The organism is Apilactobacillus micheneri, assembly GCF_002993975.1.
GTDB classification, from domain to species: domain Bacteria; phylum Bacillota; class Bacilli; order Lactobacillales; family Lactobacillaceae; genus Apilactobacillus; species Apilactobacillus micheneri.
On record NZ_POSO01000002.1, the window covers coordinates 1 to 16603 of the forward strand.

At 32.5% G+C, this 16603-nt stretch carries 16 protein-coding genes; 5 read left to right on the forward strand and 11 right to left on the reverse strand.

Going from position 1 to position 16603, the window contains the following annotated elements:
• Positions 1-438: 438 nt before the first annotated feature.
• From tyrS to C7N41_RS02090, 3 genes are all read right to left on the reverse strand, one after another.
• The gene (gene tyrS / locus C7N41_RS02080; protein WP_105964088.1) at positions 439-1695 is read right to left on the reverse strand and encodes a tyrosine--tRNA ligase; all 1257 of its coding nucleotides are present in this window, start codon (positions 1693-1695) and stop codon (positions 439-441) included.
• 302 nt (positions 1696-1997) lie between these two features.
• Entirely contained in the window at positions 1998-2762 is a 765-nt protein-coding gene (locus C7N41_RS02085) for a DUF4811 domain-containing protein (RefSeq protein ID WP_105964089.1), read from the reverse strand.
• Positions 2762-4204 carry an MDR family MFS transporter gene (locus tag C7N41_RS02090; RefSeq protein WP_105964090.1) on the reverse strand — a complete coding sequence of 481 codons (1443 nt, stop codon included), beginning with the start codon at positions 4202-4204 and terminating at the stop codon, positions 2762-2764. The genes C7N41_RS02085 and C7N41_RS02090 overlap by 1 nt, the downstream gene beginning before the upstream one ends.
• Before the next feature lie 152 nt (positions 4205-4356).
• On the opposite strand from C7N41_RS02090, the gene C7N41_RS02095 reads away from it, so the two are divergent.
• The 4 genes from C7N41_RS02095 to C7N41_RS02110 all read left to right on the forward strand — a co-directional run bounded on the left by C7N41_RS02095 (position 4357) and on the right by C7N41_RS02110 (position 7440).
• Positions 4357-4830: a MerR family transcriptional regulator gene (locus C7N41_RS02095; protein ID WP_105964091.1), complete on the forward strand. Its 474-nt coding sequence runs from the start codon at positions 4357-4359 to the stop codon at positions 4828-4830.
• A gap of 198 nt (positions 4831-5028) precedes the next feature.
• On the forward strand, positions 5029-6246 hold the full coding sequence (locus tag C7N41_RS02100) for a glycosyltransferase (protein ID WP_225362844.1): 1218 nt from the start codon (positions 5029-5031) through the stop codon (positions 6244-6246).
• A complete protein-coding gene (locus C7N41_RS02105; RefSeq protein ID WP_105964092.1) occupies positions 6246-6551 on the forward strand; it encodes a hypothetical protein in 306 nt (101 codons plus the stop codon). Before C7N41_RS02100 ends, C7N41_RS02105 begins: the two co-directional genes overlap by 1 nt.
• Positions 6535-7440, forward strand: coding sequence for a polysaccharide deacetylase family protein (locus C7N41_RS02110; RefSeq protein ID WP_105964093.1), 906 nt, complete (start codon positions 6535-6537; stop codon positions 7438-7440). The genes C7N41_RS02105 and C7N41_RS02110 overlap by 17 nt, the downstream gene beginning before the upstream one ends.
• A 50-nt stretch (positions 7441-7490) precedes the next feature.
• Here the strand turns inward: C7N41_RS02110 and C7N41_RS02115 are convergent, their stop codons facing one another.
• The gene (locus tag C7N41_RS02115; protein WP_105964094.1) at positions 7491-8183 is read right to left on the reverse strand and encodes a 2,3-diphosphoglycerate-dependent phosphoglycerate mutase; all 693 of its coding nucleotides are present in this window, start codon (positions 8181-8183) and stop codon (positions 7491-7493) included.
• 67 nt (positions 8184-8250) lie between these two features.
• Positions 8251-9297, reverse strand: a complete 1047-nt coding sequence (locus tag C7N41_RS02120; RefSeq protein WP_105964095.1) for an AI-2E family transporter — start codon at positions 9295-9297, stop codon at positions 8251-8253.
• 153 nt (positions 9298-9450) lie between these two features.
• Here C7N41_RS02120 and C7N41_RS02125 point away from each other — a divergent pair, with 153 nt between their 5' ends.
• Positions 9451-10629: an SAM-dependent methyltransferase gene (locus C7N41_RS02125; protein ID WP_105964096.1), complete on the forward strand. Its 1179-nt coding sequence runs from the start codon at positions 9451-9453 to the stop codon at positions 10627-10629.
• Positions 10630-10680: 51 nt separating this feature from the next.
• Here the strand turns inward: C7N41_RS02125 and C7N41_RS02130 are convergent, their stop codons facing one another.
• The 6 genes from C7N41_RS02130 to ychF form a co-directional block, all read right to left on the reverse strand.
• Complete coding sequence (locus C7N41_RS02130) at positions 10681-11013, reverse strand: AzlD domain-containing protein (protein WP_105964097.1); 333 nt, start codon at positions 11011-11013, stop codon at positions 10681-10683.
• 18 nt (positions 11014-11031) lie between these two features.
• On the reverse strand, positions 11032-11775 hold the full coding sequence (locus C7N41_RS02135) for an AzlC family ABC transporter permease (protein WP_105964435.1): 744 nt from the start codon (positions 11773-11775) through the stop codon (positions 11032-11034).
• A gap of 221 nt (positions 11776-11996) precedes the next feature.
• Complete coding sequence (locus C7N41_RS02140) at positions 11997-13367, reverse strand: serine hydrolase (protein ID WP_105964098.1); 1371 nt, start codon at positions 13365-13367, stop codon at positions 11997-11999.
• A 153-nt stretch (positions 13368-13520) separates the two neighbouring features.
• Complete coding sequence (gene guaB, locus C7N41_RS02145) at positions 13521-14657, reverse strand: IMP dehydrogenase (protein ID WP_105964099.1); 1137 nt, start codon at positions 14655-14657, stop codon at positions 13521-13523.
• A gap of 82 nt (positions 14658-14739) precedes the next feature.
• The gene (locus tag C7N41_RS02150; RefSeq protein ID WP_105964100.1) at positions 14740-15468 is read right to left on the reverse strand and encodes a DUF1129 family protein; all 729 of its coding nucleotides are present in this window, start codon (positions 15466-15468) and stop codon (positions 14740-14742) included.
• Positions 15469-15483: 15 nt separating this feature from the next.
• Positions 15484-16584 (reverse strand): redox-regulated ATPase YchF, encoded by a 1101-nt coding sequence (gene ychF, locus C7N41_RS02155; RefSeq protein WP_105964101.1) that lies wholly within the window; start codon positions 16582-16584, stop codon positions 15484-15486.
• Positions 16585-16603: the final 19 nt, after the last annotated feature.

Genomic DNA, 16603 nt, shown 5'->3' on the forward strand with positions numbered 1-16603 from the left:
AAGCTTTTAACTAGCTCATCAAATTAATTGTTTTTTATAAGCGAATTGACTTCGCAATGTTTAATTCCTTATGATCTAAATCATAAGAATCCTTACACATCATCGATTATCAATCTTGTTCAGTTTTCAAAGATCTACTTATCAGTTAACTACTTTTAACAAGTAGCTCTTTAATTATATCAGGTTATCAACTCAATGTCAACAACTTTTTATAATTAAATTTTTGAATTRATTTGTTGCTCTTTGTCATATCAACAACGCAACATTAATTATTATGCCATTTTAACAAGTGAAAGTCAATAACTTTTTGTAATTATTTTTTAAACACTTTGTAAACTTCGTTACTAAAATGACAACAGAAATAATAATATCAATAATAGTAAGCTGCGTCAATAAAAAAGAGAATTAATTTAAAATTAATTCTCTAAGCTGTCAATACTATTTAATTCTTGCTAAGAAATACTTTTTCTTTCCTCTTCTAACAACAACAAACTTACCATCAAAACTAGCGGTTGGATCAACTTCTGCATTAACATCATCAATCTTATCTCCGTTAATTCTAATTGCACCATTCTTAACATCTTCACGTGCCTGTCTTCTTGATGACTCAATTTTAGTATCATCAGCTAACCATTCAACGATATTCTTTTTATCAGCACTAACTTCCATTGATGGCATATTTTTAAAACCAGTTTCTACTTCATCAACAGTTAAATCTTTAATGTTACCTGAGAATAAAGCGTTAGTAATATTTTCGGCTTCTTTAACGGCATCTTTACCATGAACAAATTCAGTAACTTCTTCAGCAAGACGACGTTGGGCTTCACGTTTCCATGGTTCGTTCTTAACCTTATCTGCTAAAGCTTCAATTTCATCCCTATCTAAGAAAGTAAAGTATTTCAAATATTTAACAACATCACGATCATCAGTATTGATCCAGAATTGGTAAAATTCATATGGAGTAGTCTTCTTAGGATCAAGCCAAACAGCTCCACCAGCGGTCTTACCAAATTTAGTACCATCGGCTTTTAACATTAATGGAATTGTTAAACCAAATGCCTTAGCATCTGCACCTTGTGTTTTATGAATTAAATCAATACCACCAGTAATGTTACCCCATTGATCAGCTCCACCAATTTGTAATTGGACATCATGATTCTTGTATAAGTGTTCAAAATCCATTCCTTGGAGAATTTGGTAAGTAAATTCAGTGTATGAAATACCAGTTTCAAGACGACTAGATACAATTTCCTTGTTTAACATGGTATTAACATTAAATAATTTACCATAGTCACGCAAGAAATCTAGTAGTGAAAATTTAGATAACCAATCATAATTATTAACAATGGTAAATGAACCGTCTTGACCAAATAAGCTTTCCATTTGTTTGGTTAAACATTGTTCATTGTATTTAACTTGATCCATTGTTTGTAACTTACGTTCAGCCTTTTTTCCAGATGGATCACCAATGGAACCAGTTGCTCCACCAATAATAATGTATGGATGGTAACCAGCTAATTGGAATCTTTTCAAAATCATAAATGGAATTAAATGTCCCACATGCATACTGTCACCAGTAGGATCAATTCCAGCATATAATCCAATCTTCTTTTCATTTACTTCCTTGTTTAAACCTTCAGCATCGGTTTGTTGATTTATGGCACCACGCCATTTTAAATCATCAATAATGTTCATACTTTTCCCTCCAAATAAAAAAGTCCCTAACAATGCCTTAAGACATCATCAGGGACGAAATTGTAGTATTAATCCGCGTTACCACCCAGGTTATCGCTATTGTGCGATCGCTCAAAATCATTAATAACGCAATGACCCGTCAATATAAAATTGAACAGAGCTCCATAGGTGTAATTCTTTAAAATAACTGCTTAGTTCTCATCACCACTAAGTTTCTGCATTCTCAAATTATCTTAAATACTAGTAACTACTTCTTAGCTTGTTATTTATTATAATAATCAGCCTTGAAATAATTGTCAATACTATTTAATTTTACTTAGTTCTTGTTTTAATTGAGGCATAATTTTACCCATTGATTGTGCCTTCATTTGATTTTGAAAATCTTCAGCAGCTTTTTTAGCTAATTTTGCTTGGGTATATTTGCTCATCTTAGGATCATTTTTCATTGCTGTTGTCATTTGATCCTTAACATAACTTTCAGCTGCACTCTTCATTTGTGCCTTTGCAGCATCCGTTTGCATTGGAGCTTGTAGTTTATTAATAATGTTTGGTAATGCTTTCGCTTGATTAGTAGTTAGAGTTAACCAGTCTTTAGGTACATAGAAATAATTAACAGTTTTAACACGTGTTGGCTTTTGAGCTAAATCAAACCAAAACTTACTTGATTTAGAATTATATTCATAACGAGTAGTTTTAGTAACTAACTTAGCTTCCTTAGCATTGGTAATAATATGATTAGTATTCTTATCAGTTGAAGTCGTACTTGGCTTCTTTTGATCATCACTAGTCTTATAAATAACAACTTTGTCTTTACCTGATGTACCAATTGGTTGATAAAGAAGCATCCCCATTTTATCACTGCTAGAAGATAATTCACTATTTTCATTAGTAGTTACTTTATGCATCCCATAATGATCATGGAAATTCATAGTAATTAAAACTGTTGAAAGCACCACTACAATAAATGCTATGAAACTAGTAATAAAATGTAGCATTCTATTTTTAACTAATAATGTATTAAATAGGAAGAAACATAAAGCTGAAACAATTAATAAAATTAATATCATTAGTTATTTCCCCCTTTGTTATCCTTCAACCAGAATGTTGCAATAATTCCAATCACAATAAAGATCGCTGCAACCCAGAAGGCAGCATGATAACCAGTTAATGTAGCTGATAAAGCAGAGTTACCATATGCTAATGGATCGAGTGTTTTTAAGTGACTAGTTGGCATATTATTTGAAGTAACATTAGATAAGATTGAAACTAGAACCGCTGTTGCAATAGAAGAACCAACTTGTCTAACGGTGTTATTAACGGCAGTACCATGATTCATCATATCTGTAGGTAAAGCATTCATACCATAGGTAGTTGCTGGCATCATTACCATGGCCATACCAAAGGTTCTGACTGCATATAATACTATAATATAGGCAATCGATGCATCTTCAGTTAGGAAGGCAAATGGAATTGTTCCTAAAAATAATAATGTAAAACCAGTTACTACTAGGTTCTTAGCACCATATTTATCAAAGATTTGGCCAGCAAATGGTGAAACAATTCCCATCATTAGAGCACCTGGTAATAGTGTTAAACCTGAATGAAAAGCATTCATCCCACGAATAATTTGTAGGTATAAAGGTAATACCATTTCAAATCCAACTAAAGCCATCATTGTAATTGATGATAATAATGTAGAAATAGTGAATTTACTATTTTTAAATACTCTAATATTCAAGAATGGTTCTTTCATTACTAATTGGCGCCATACAAATAACCCAATAAAAATCACACCAATAATCAATGTGCTAATAACAACGTTGCTTCCCCATCCATAAGTACCAACTTCAGAGAAACCATAAAGTGCACTACCAAATCCAATTGTAGAAAGAATTAATGATAAAACATCAATCTTAGATTTTTTGGTAGGTAGAATAGGACGCATAAACCATAGTCCTAATATAATAACTAAAGCGACAATTGGAATAATCATTCCAAATAAATCACGCCAAGTAAAGTTAATTAAAATCCAACCAGACAATGTAGGACCAATTGCTGGAGCTAAACCAATAACTACTCCTGAAAGTCCCATTGCAGCTCCACGTTTTTCTGGTGGGAAAATTGAAAGCATAATTGTTTGTAGTAAAGGCATAGTGACCCCTACTCCAGCAGCTTGAACTAATCTTCCTGCCAATAGAGTCCCAAAGTTACCAGCCATAAATGACATGATTGTTCCAATTTCAAAAACCATCATTGCCCCTAGATATAACCACTTAGTGTTAACTCGACTAGATAACCATGCGCTAACTGGGATTGCAATCCCATTCACCATCATGAATCCAGAAGTTAACCATTGAACTGTGGATGTATTAATATCAAAAGCCTTCATTAATGTAGGAAAAGCTGTTGATAAAATAGTTTGATTTAAAATAGTACAAAAAGTACCAACAAGCAATAACAAAACTAGCATTGTTTTATTATAACTTTTACCGTTTGCATCTACGTTCATATTGCAACCTCTTTTCTAATTTTAGTAAATCGACTTTTTCTAATATACAACCAAGATTTGTAATTGTCAACTTATTTGACAAGCTTATTAAATAATATATAATTATTATCAGATATTTAAACTGAGTTCATATAATTAGAGGAAGTGATATTTTGTCAGATGCAATGAATAAGGATGAAGTACAAGACTATTCTCATCGTTTATATAAAATAATGAAAGATATTGATTTATCTGTCGGTATTGGAGGACTATCGAAATCATGCAATGTCCCACAATCTAAAATCAGATACTGGGAAAAAAAAGGATATATTAAGTCTATATGCGATGACAAAAATAAGAGCCATCGTTATCCATACCATGCCATTATTAAGGTAGAATTAATTAAATCATTTTTAGAATCTGGATATACTTTAAGTGCGGCCGCGAAAAAAGCTAAAGTCTTTGATGAAACTGGTAGTATCATGCACAAAATAGTTAATAAACGTTTTAATGGACTCGCAATGGTCGACCAGAATCCTTCAGTTAATATGGGACCAATTGATGGAGAAGAAGATAAATCACTATATTTTGTGGAGTCCGGTGATCAAATCAAAGCTAAAATCATAAAAAATAATAAAAATATTTAAAAAATCACCATCCAGTTATTAAGCTGGGATGGTGATTTTTATTATGTGGTATTATAATCTTATTGTGTATAAAAATAGTCACTTTGATATATAGTAATAAGTACTTTATAATTAATTTAAATGAAGTTAATATATAAGTTGAATGTCTTTAAATTAAATATAATTTAGTGGCTTTAACTTAAGGAGGAAAACATATAAATGGGATTTTTGGATATAATCAACGACTTTATAATCGGCTATCCAATTGTTGTTTCAGCAATTTGGATTGTTGGTTCTATCTTTGAAAGTATGTATCGTAAACACGAAAAGTTCGTTGATATTTCTGGAGACGATTTAGTTTCTATTATAGTACCATCTCATAATGAAAGTGATACTTTAAGAGAAGCGATTGCTTCCATTGCAGAGGTTGAATATAAAAACTTTGAAGTAGTATTAGTTGATGATAAGAGTAGTGATGATACTTTAGATATAATGTATGAATTGAAGCAAAAGTATGCCAAGCAATTCAACATTAAAATCGTTCCAATTGATGTAAATCAAGGAAAAGCTAATGCCATGAACCAAGGATTTGCTGCTTCCGAAGGTAAATACATAATGGGAATCGATGCTGATTCATTGATTGCTAAAGATTCAGTTACCCAAATGGTTAAAACATTAGCAACTGATCCTAGTTTAGGAGCAGTCGCTGGTAAACCGGTTGTAAGAAATAGAACTACCATTTTAGGACGTCTTCAACTACTAGAATATATTGGTGTAATTGATATTATCAAGAAAGCACAATCATTCTTATATGGACGTATTAATACTGTTTCTGGAGTTATGGTTGGCTTTAGAAGACAAGCAATTAAAGATGTTGGCGGATGGCATACTGATGTCATTACTGAAGATATTGATATCACTTGGAGAATGTATCGTAAACATTGGCGCGTTAGATACCAACCAGCAATGTTATGTTGGATTTTAGTTCCTGAAAACACTCGTAGTTTAATTAAACAACGTCGTCGTTGGGCACGTGGTGGTATGGAAGTGCTAGTTAAAAACCATGATTTCCTAATTCATAGTGATATTTCTAGAAAAGCACTATTATATGAAACAATTATTAGTAATACTTGGGCGGTATTAACTGCACTAAGTACTATTTCTTATTTATTTAGTCTACTTTTAATCCACGAAGTACAATTAGATGGTGACGTATTACTAATGTTGATTATTATTAGTATTGTACAATTCTGCATTGGATTTTTTGGTTCACGTGCTAAAGCATATTTACAGTTACGTGATTTACTTTTAATTCCTGCATACATTGTTTACTACTGGATGATTAACTTGATTTCATGTATTACTGCCCTAGTTTCATTTTTCTTAGATCCAGAAAATGTGGGAACTTGGAGTAGTCCTGATCGGGGGGTTAAATAATGAAAAATGAAATCGATAAATTTGTTATTAGAAAAAAGATTAGCCCTTTTAAGACCGCCTTTCATTTTTGTTTATATGCTTTCCTATGGTTTTATGTATTTTTCGTATTAATTGTTAATTTTGCATTTTTATTTGGCTATTATAGTGATGATTTCGTAAGTTTCTATCTATTATTAAACCTAAACTATGGATTATACATTAAATTAATCATGGGTGTCGTTGCATTAATTATTTTAACAGCAATTTATTCCATTTTTAGATTGCGTCATTTACGGAGGTTAAATAGTAATGTCAAGAAAGACTAGAAAAATCATCGTTGCTGTTGTAGCAGTGATTGTTGTGATTTTAATGTCATTTACTGTTAGAAAAGCAATTCAATATGACAAAGGTAGTAGTGAAAACTATGCCCTTGATAAACAAGCAGAAAAACAAAAGAATGGTATCCTTATTTTCTGTTATCACCGTATCTTAAAAGATAATTTAGGGGTGAATATATCAAGAACTCTTTCTACCAATTCTCAATTACACGATTTCAATGTTCCAACAAATGAGTTCAATGAACAAATGGAATTCTTGCATAAGAAGCATATTAAAGTAATATCAGGCCAAGAGATGGTCAAAATGACTAATGCTCACAAACCTATAAAAGGTAAATATGCTGTTTTATCATTTGATGATATTGATCGTACAACTATTGATAATGCCATCCCAGTAATGAAAAAATATAAATTCCCATTTACTACATTTATAATTACTGGTAACACTGGGAGATATCGTGAAGGTACTCAATTAGCAACATGGAATCAAATTAAAGATGCTAAAAAGTCTGCTGGTAATTTGATGACAATTGGATTGCATACTAATAATATGCATTACTTAACTTCTAAATTAGTCCCTGTCTTCAACTTGCCTCATAATTATCACCGCTTCACTAAAGACTTTAAAAAGTCTAGAGAAGAATTATATAAACATACTGGATCATATGGTGATGCTTTTGCTTATCCTTATGGTGGTGGTACTCATCAAACTAACGATTTCTTGCATACTCAACACTTAGGCTGGGTTGCAACATTAGATGGTGGTGTTATTTATAATCATGGAAATGGTGATCATTTAGATTTACAATATGCGCCAAGAATGATTATTAATAGTAACAGTTGGCCAAGTATTAGACATTGGTATTCAACAAAATAATAAACTAAAAAAGCAATCGGAAAATTCCGATTGCTTTTTTTAGTTTAAAATTATTTGTCTAATTTTGTTTTGTTTTGTACTTCTAATTTATCATTGAAGTCATAAACAACTGGTTCACCAGTCTTCATTTCAAGATCCATGATGTCATCATCAGAGATTCTTTCAATGTATTTACTCAAAGCACGTAGTGAATTACCATGAGCAGCAATAATAACATTCTTGCCATCTAATAACTTAGGAGCAATTTGATCTACCCATAGAGGAATTACACGTTCTAGAGTAACCTTTAAGTTTTCTCCACCAGGAATGATGTTAGGATCTAAGTCTGCATAACGACGATCGTTAACAGCTGAACCTTCATCATCAGCACTCAATAATGGAGGTAGAGTATCGTATGAACGACGCCAAATATGAACTTGTTCATCACCATATTTTTCAGCAGTTTCTTTTTTGTTTAAACCTTGAAGACGACCGTAATGACGTTCATTTAATCTCCATGTCTTAGTTTCAGGAACCCATAATTGATCAGATTCTTCTAAAACATAGTGTAAAGTTTTAATTGCACGAGTTAATACTGAAGTGAAAGCATAATCAAATTCTAGACCAGCTTCCTTTACTAATTTACCAGCTTCTTTAGCTTCTTCAACACCTTTGTCACTTAAGTCAACATCTTCCCAACCAGTGAATTTGTTTGATAAGTTCCATTGACTTTGTCCATGACGGATTAATACAAGTTTTGACATAGGATTGAACCCCTTTCAAGTTATAAATATCATCTTAATTTTACACCAAATGACAACAATTTTCAGCTTATTTCATAATTCTCTTCATTTTTAAACTCTTTTTATTCTCACCTTTAACACCAATGATTTCTAGGAAGAAAGTAAGAATTGGTACCGAAACAATTAAGCCCCAGCCACCAAAGATTTCTTCACCAATCATCAATGCACAAAATGTGTAAAAGATTGGTAACTCGGTTCTTGAAGACATTAACTTAGGATTTAAAATATAAGCTTCTAATAAATGAACTACTGCAACCATAATTACTAAGTAAATGATGTATTTAATTCCACCAACAGAATAACCTACGATTGATAAAGGAATCAATGAAATAATCACTCCTGCTACCGGAACTAAACTTAAGAAGAACACCACGATACCTAGAATAAACAATTGAGGCATCCCCAAGAAAGCCATAATTATAGTTGTAAAAATGGTATTAAAAATAGCAATCAAGAATTGAGCTTCTAAAACTACCCCAAAAGTTTTAGTAAATGTTTTAGCAAAGTAATAAACATCTTGGAAGAACCAATCAAATTCTGAAGTTAGAAAACGTTTACTAAATTCTGCCATTGATTTTTCTTCTAGCGTAAAGAAGAAACTTAAAATCAATGATAATAGGAAAGTAACTCCCATTTGACCGATGCTAGAAACATATTGGAATAAGAAGTCTAATCCACCCTTAACTTCAGTTAAGAAATTAGAACGATGAATAAATGAACTAATCCAATCTTGGAATTGGTTAGCCCCTTCCATATTATTTGGATCATCATAAAATGCAATCACATGCTTCGAAGCAGTTACTGCTTGGTCATAAATGACTGGTGAGTAAACTGCAACAGCCGTAATAATTCCACCAATAAATATAATATATATCAGTACAACCAATAACGGTGATGGAATTTTAACGTATTTTCTAATAAAGTTAACTAATTTAGTCACTAAAAGTGCAAAAATGAAAGTTAAAAGTAACATACTTATCATGCTGCGCATTAAATATAAAATCGCAATTAGTACTAATAATACGCACCAACGACGTAATTTTACATTAGCGACAAATTTTTCCCAAATTTTCATATATACCCCCCTACTAACTATTTACTTGATAGTTAATTATAACATTTAATTAAATAAAATTAATTAATTTCATAATAACAATCACTTACAAAAAATAGTAACTTAAGAGTATAATTGTTGATGTGATTATTATTGAAAGAAAGGACTGTTCACATGTTTGAAAAAACATTTTATAAAACATTTTTTAAGCACGGATTTAATGAACCAATCCAAGTAAACTATTGGGACGGAAAATCTGAAAAATATGGTGATGGTGAAACCAAAGCAGTTATCACTATGAAGGAACCTATCCCTATTAAAGACATCAGAAGCAATGCTTCCATTGCTTTAGGTGAAGCTTATATGGACGGAAAAATCGAAGTTGAAGGTAGTATCGAAGACTTAATTGTATCTGCATATCAAAAATCAACTAGTTTCATTCGTGATCACAAATTCATTAACTTCTTGCCTAAACAAAATCATAATGAATCCACTAGTAAGAAGGATATCCAAAGTCATTATGACATTGGAAATGACTTTTACAAGATTTGGTTAGACAAAACTATGACATATTCATGTGCATACTTTGAAAAACCTGATGATGATTTATATGATGCACAAAAACAAAAAATGCATCACATTATCAAAAAGTTAAATCCACAACCTGGTCGCACTCTTTTAGATATTGGATGTGGTTGGGGAACTCTAATGTTAGCTGCTGCTAAATATTACGATTTAAAAGTGGTTGGAGTTACTCTAAGTCAAGAACAATGTGATTATGTAAATGCACAAATTAATAAATTAGGCTTGGAAGATAAAGCTGAAGTTCGTTTACAAGACTACCGTCAATTAGGTGACGAACAATTCGACTACATAACATCAGTTGGAATGTTTGAACATGTTGGTAAAGAAAACTTAAATGAATACTTCTCATGTGTTGCTAAGTATCTAAAAGAACATGGAGTTGCTTTAATCCATGGAATTACTAGACAACAAGGTGGAGCATACAATGGCTGGATTAACAAATACATCTTCCCTGGTGGTTATGTTCCTGGTATGACTGAAAATCTTGATCATATTACTAATAATGGTCTTCAAATTTTTGATCTTGAATCATTACGTCGTCATTATCAATTAACCCTTGAAAACTGGGATAAGAATTTCAATGCTAATATTGATGAAGTTAAAAAAGTTATGGGTGATGATGAACGCTTCTTAAGAATGTGGGACTTATATCTTAAGACCTGTGCTGGATCATTCAAGGCTGGTAACATTGATGTTATGCAATACTTAATTTCTAAGGGACCTTCTGGACAAGAACTTCCACTAACTAGAGATTACATGTATAAATAATTTTCTTTAAATTAAAAGGAGCAGTGATTAAAAATCACTGCTCCTTTATTTTTATATTATAAGTGAAAGTACAATTACTGAACCTAGTCCTAAAATAACTGACAAAGCCATCGAACGAGTCCAATATGAAATTATAAATACAAGCAAAGCAGCAATTAATTCGGCAGCTTTACCATCAACTGACAAACCGTAAGAAGATGTAATAATCAAATCCTTAACTACTAATGATGTAAATAAAGCAATTGGTACATAAGACATCCATTCATTAAACCACTTTGGTATTTTTCTTGTTCTAAAAAAAGAAAGAGGAACAAATCTTGGTATTAAAGCTACAAAAAAACATAAAATAACTAACCAAAAGTGTTGTGTAGAATTCCACTCCATAAAATATCTCCTAATAAACTATTTATTTTCTTCTTCAAGTTCTTCGTCCTCTTCTTCAGGCGTCCCAGCAGGGTTCTTGAAAGAATGCAAGAATATGTTCTTACGATAGCGTTTATAGTGAGCACGAATATAAGATTCAACCATAAAGCCAACGAAAGATGCTAATAAAGTTGCAACTACTAATCCTAATGTTGATTTCATTAACAATAAGAAAATAATTGATAAACCAATAGTTAATAACATTACTAAAACTTTAAGTAGTGATTTTATTTGCATCACAATCATATAAATAAATAATGCGGTTAATGCAAAGTGCACTACTGTTAAATTAATGCTAATAGCTGATCCTATCAAACTACCGATAATCGTACTAAGTGTCCAAACAAATAAAGCATAATGCTCGATCTGTAAAGCATCACTTGGTGTAAACTTTTTATCAGTCGACAGCTTTAAATAATTTACAGCGTAAGTTTCATCATTTAAAGAAAGTGCAAATAGAAAAGTAAATAAATTAGACTGCCCTTGCAGATATTTAGAAATACTTGATCCTAAAAGTGCATATCTTAGTTCCAAGAAAAATAACATAATTACAATTGATAACAAAGGTGAATTAATTACTAACATTGATGCAATTAAAAATTGTGCACCACCAGAAAAAACCAATAATGAAACCAGTCCCGTAAGAATGGTATTAAATCCAGCCGCATGTAGCAGAATCCCACATGCTAATCCGATTGGTACATAACTAATATTCAAAGGCATCGCCGTCTTCAAATTCGTTAACCACCTAGGCTCATTTGGATTTGGTACTTGCTTTGTCAAAGACTATTCCCCCGTAATATAACTTTCGGTCATTTTAAGTTAATATTTCGATTGCTAGAATTTAAGTAAATAAACCTAAACTTTATTACTATTATAATACAAAACTAGGTCAATTATCTAACTTTATTTCAACTTAATTAAAAGATAAAATCAACAAACGTCTAAAATAGCGACATGATGCTGCGCCACATTCTTACAAAAATATTAGCTTTATCATCATCTTTACTTGCTGATAATTTAACATTGCTATCAGTGATATACTTGGTGCCTTTAACTTGAGCATTAGCCACAACTTCACCCTTATCGATTGGTGCATCAATTCCACCCTTATATTTAAGGTTACTTAGTGGTTGAATCTTTTGTAGATTAAATTGTTGATTATTGTCTAACCAAATATCTTGCTTATCGGCAAAGGATAAACTTAAATGTTCATTCTTACCATTAGGGACATAAATATTTCCATCATTGCGACCTTCAGTCATTTCACTAACTGATTGGTTAGGTGCTAAATTAACATGATGGTATTTAGCATATACATATTTTAATAATTTTTGGGTTTCCACAAAGCGAGAAGGATCATATTGACCACTATGGTGTACCCCCATCACGACTGTAATTACACGATGATTATTTTTGACTGCAGTTCCAGTGAAACATGCACCCGCAGTATCAGAAGTTCCTGTCTTTAAGCCATCAACCTTAATATCTGGTAGTGCTTCACTACGACCTTTAATCATCCAATTCCAATTTAACATGGTATTGTTTTCAAATTTAGTGGTATTGGCAGCAGTATCTTTTAAAATATGAGGATATGTTTTCAAAATGTTCATTGAAATGATAGCCATATCAGTTGCCGATAATTTATTTTCAGCATTGTCATCCACGTCTTTAAAACCTAATGATCCCACTTCACCATTGGTTAATCCACAAGCAGTATAAATCTGGGCATCGTTAATACCTAAGTCTTTAACTGCTTGGCGCATCTTCAAGGCAAATTTTTGTGTGCTACCGGCGACTCCATATCCCATAGCCATTGCTCCAGCATTTTCAGAATAAATCGCCGCTTGATACAACTGCTTAATTGTATATTCATGACCTGCTTTTAATTCAACATTGGCATATTCTGGATTCACACTTAGTGCATGCAATGCTGGGGTAATTTTAACCTTCGTATCCCAATTTATTTTATGAGCTTGAATTGCTTGCAAAGTTACATAAATACTTAATAATTTACTCATCGATGCGGTTGGTAATGCTTGATCTGCATTCTTAGCGTATAAAATTTGGCCTGTTTTTGCATCCACTGCTAATGCAGATTTAGCTTGTAGATTTAAAGGTAAATTATTTTTAATTAAATTATCAGTTTGTTGATCTAATTGTTGACTATTCTTGTCTTGTTTACTTAAATTTTTGCTTACCTTTTGCGTTTTAATATTAGTTTTATGATTATTAGCCGTCACTGCTAATGGTGTACTAATGGTAAATACAGCCATCACAATTAAACAGACTTTTTTGAAATGCTTAAAAAACATTTTAAATGATCCTTTCGAATTAAAATATAGTTATGTAAAAATAATGTATTACATTCAAATGTTACAACAATATTTCAATTAAGTCATTAGAAAATAAAAAAAGTACTAAAATAATTTATTTTAGTACTTTCAATGATTTTAATTTAATTAGTTTTATTTGTAATTAGGAGCGGCTTTAGTAATTTGCACATCATGAGGATGTGATTCTGCTAAACCAGCGTTAGTGATTTGTACAAATTGAGCATTTTCAATCATACTATCAATATCTTTGGAACCGGTGTATCCCATAGCAGATCTAAGTCCACCTGTCATTTGGAAAACAACGTCTTTAGCTGAACCCTTGTATTCAACACGAGCTTCAATTCCTTCAGGCACTAATTTCTTAGCTTCATTAACTTCACCTTGGAAGTAACGGTCAGCTGAACCATGTTCCATGGCACCAATACTACCCATGCCACGGTATGCTTTGTATTTAACACCATTTTCTTCAAAGACTTCACCAGGTGCTTCATCAGTTCCTGATAACATACTACCAAGCATTACGGCATTACCACCAGCAGCAATTGCTTTAGCAACATCCCCAGAGAATTTAATTCCACCATCAGCAATGATTGGTTTGTGCCATTTTCTAGCAACTTTTGCAGCATCGTAGACAGCAGTAATTTGAGGGACCCCAACACCGGCAACTACACGAGTGGTACAAATTGAACCAGGACCGATACCAACTTTTACAACATCGACGCCAGCTTCAAATAGAGCATTAGTAGCTTCACCGGTTGCAACGTTACCAGCAATTAATGTCTTATCAGGATAAGTTTCACGGATTTCTTTAATTTTTCTAATTACACCAGCAGAATGACCATGGGCAGTATCAATGATAATTGCATCAACACCTGCTTTAAATAATGCATCAGCACGTTTGAAAGTGTCAGATGTAACCCCAACCGCAGCCGCACATAATAAATGATTATTAGCATCAACAGCAGCATTTGGATATTTATCAGCTTTTTCAACTGCCTTCACTTTAGCAACTTCTTTAGCTTGGTCATCGATTAACATGTTTTTATGAACAACACCTAATCCACCAACTTCAGCCATTGCAATTGCTGTATCAGATTCAGTAACTGTATCCATACTAGCACTTAAAAATGGTACGTTAAGTTTCAAATTGTCAGCTAATTGTACTGAAGTATCCACTTCATTTGGTAAAACGTGACTTTCTGCTGGAATAAGTAAAACATCATCAAAGGTAATCCCTTGTTTTGCAAATTTTGTATCCCAATTAGACATAATCAATAACCCCTCTTATTTTTTTATCTTCTAATATACAAAAAAAACACCAAAGGTCAAATTTACCTTTAGTGTTTTTTATTTATCTACGACGATTTGCATTTGGTGTAAAGAAATTAACCGTAATGGTATATTTTCTGTACACATAGATAGCAACCCCAATTGCAACCGCTGCAATAATGAAGTTTACGTAGAATGGAACTACTGGATTAATAGCTCTTGGAATGGACATGGATAGTGTAAATGATAATACCCAAGCAATAATAATTAATAGCATGAATAATGCACGCATCCAACCACTATAAGTATGTTGGACATTTGAATCTAACATTCTAGTTAATAGTGGCATAATAATTCCTGAAAGCATTGATAATACGATAATTGAAACAATTCCAGCTGATTGTTCAACTTGACCACCCTTAGAAATAAGCAATGTAATTCCATAAAGGATATTAAAAATAATTCCAAAGAATAACATATTATAAACAGCATTTGGCCAGAAATTATCCATTAACTTAGTAGGCTTCTTAGGTGGATTCATAATAAAATCAATTCGTTCTTCCACCGTTCCATAAAGATTTCTAGCAGTGGCACCGTGTTTTTGTTCAACTAATAATTGATCTTTCATTTGGCTAATAATTTCTGATTTACGATCTACACTTAAATCAGTACCTCTTAAAGCACGATTAAAACGGAACATGTAATCAGCATTACGTTTAGTTAGACCAATATTATCAAATTGTGAGCGTTCTTCTTTATCTTTATCATGGTGCTTTTGTTGCACATGTGCATTTCGTTTTTCTTCCGTCATATAAAAACTCCTGTATTAAACGTTAAATCTAAAGTTAACGATGTCGCCATCATTCATGACATAGTCCTTACCTTCAACACGTAATTTACCGTCATCCTTAACCGCTTGTTCACTCCCTAATTTATCTAGGTCATCAAAAGCCATTACTTCAGCACGAATAAATCCACGTTCAAAGTCAGAATGAATAACACCGGCAGCTTGAGGAGCTTTAGTCCCCTTCAAGTAAGTCCAAGCCTTAGTTTCCTTACCACCAGCAGTAAAGAAGGTTTCTAGGCCTAGTAATTTGTAAGAAGCACGAATTAATTTATTTAATCCTGGTTCTTCAACCCCTTCGGCTTCTAAGAAAGTCTTTTTGTCGTCATCATCTAATTCTGCGATTTCTTCTTCAGTTTCAGCAGCAATGCCGATGGCTTGAGCCCCTTCATTAGCAGCATATTCTTCTACTTGTTTAAAGTATTTAGAACCTTCAGGATCTGCCATATCATCTTCAGCAATATTAGCGACATATAAAACTGGTTTTGATGATAATAAGAATAAACCTTTAACAATTTTTTGTTCATCTTCATCAAAATCAATTGAACGTACTGGTTTACCAGCTTCTAGCACTGGCTTAATCTTTTCTAAGACTGCTAATTCAGCTAAAGCATCTTCATCTTTACTCTTAGCAGCACGTTGAACTTTACCTAAACGCTTGTTAACAGCATCTAAGTCCGCAATACTTAATTCCAAATTGATAATTTCAATATCATCAACTGGATCCACTTTACCAGTAACGTGGGTAATATTGTCATCATCAAAGGCACGGACAACATGTACGATAGCATCCACTTGACGAATGTTTTCTAAGAATTTATTTCCTAAACCTTCACCTTTACTAGCACCCTTAACAATTCCGGCAATATCAGTAAATTCAAAAGTAGTTGGCACAATCTTCTTAGCTGGAATAATTTCTTGAATACGGTCTAAACGACTATCTGGAACTTCAACCATCCCAACATTAGGATCAATTGTAGCAAATGGATAATTTGCCATTTCTGCTCCTGCTTTTGTAATTGCGTTAAATAGTGTTGATTTTCCAACATTAGGTAATCCGACGATTCCTGCTGTTAATGACATATCTACAATTCACTCTTTT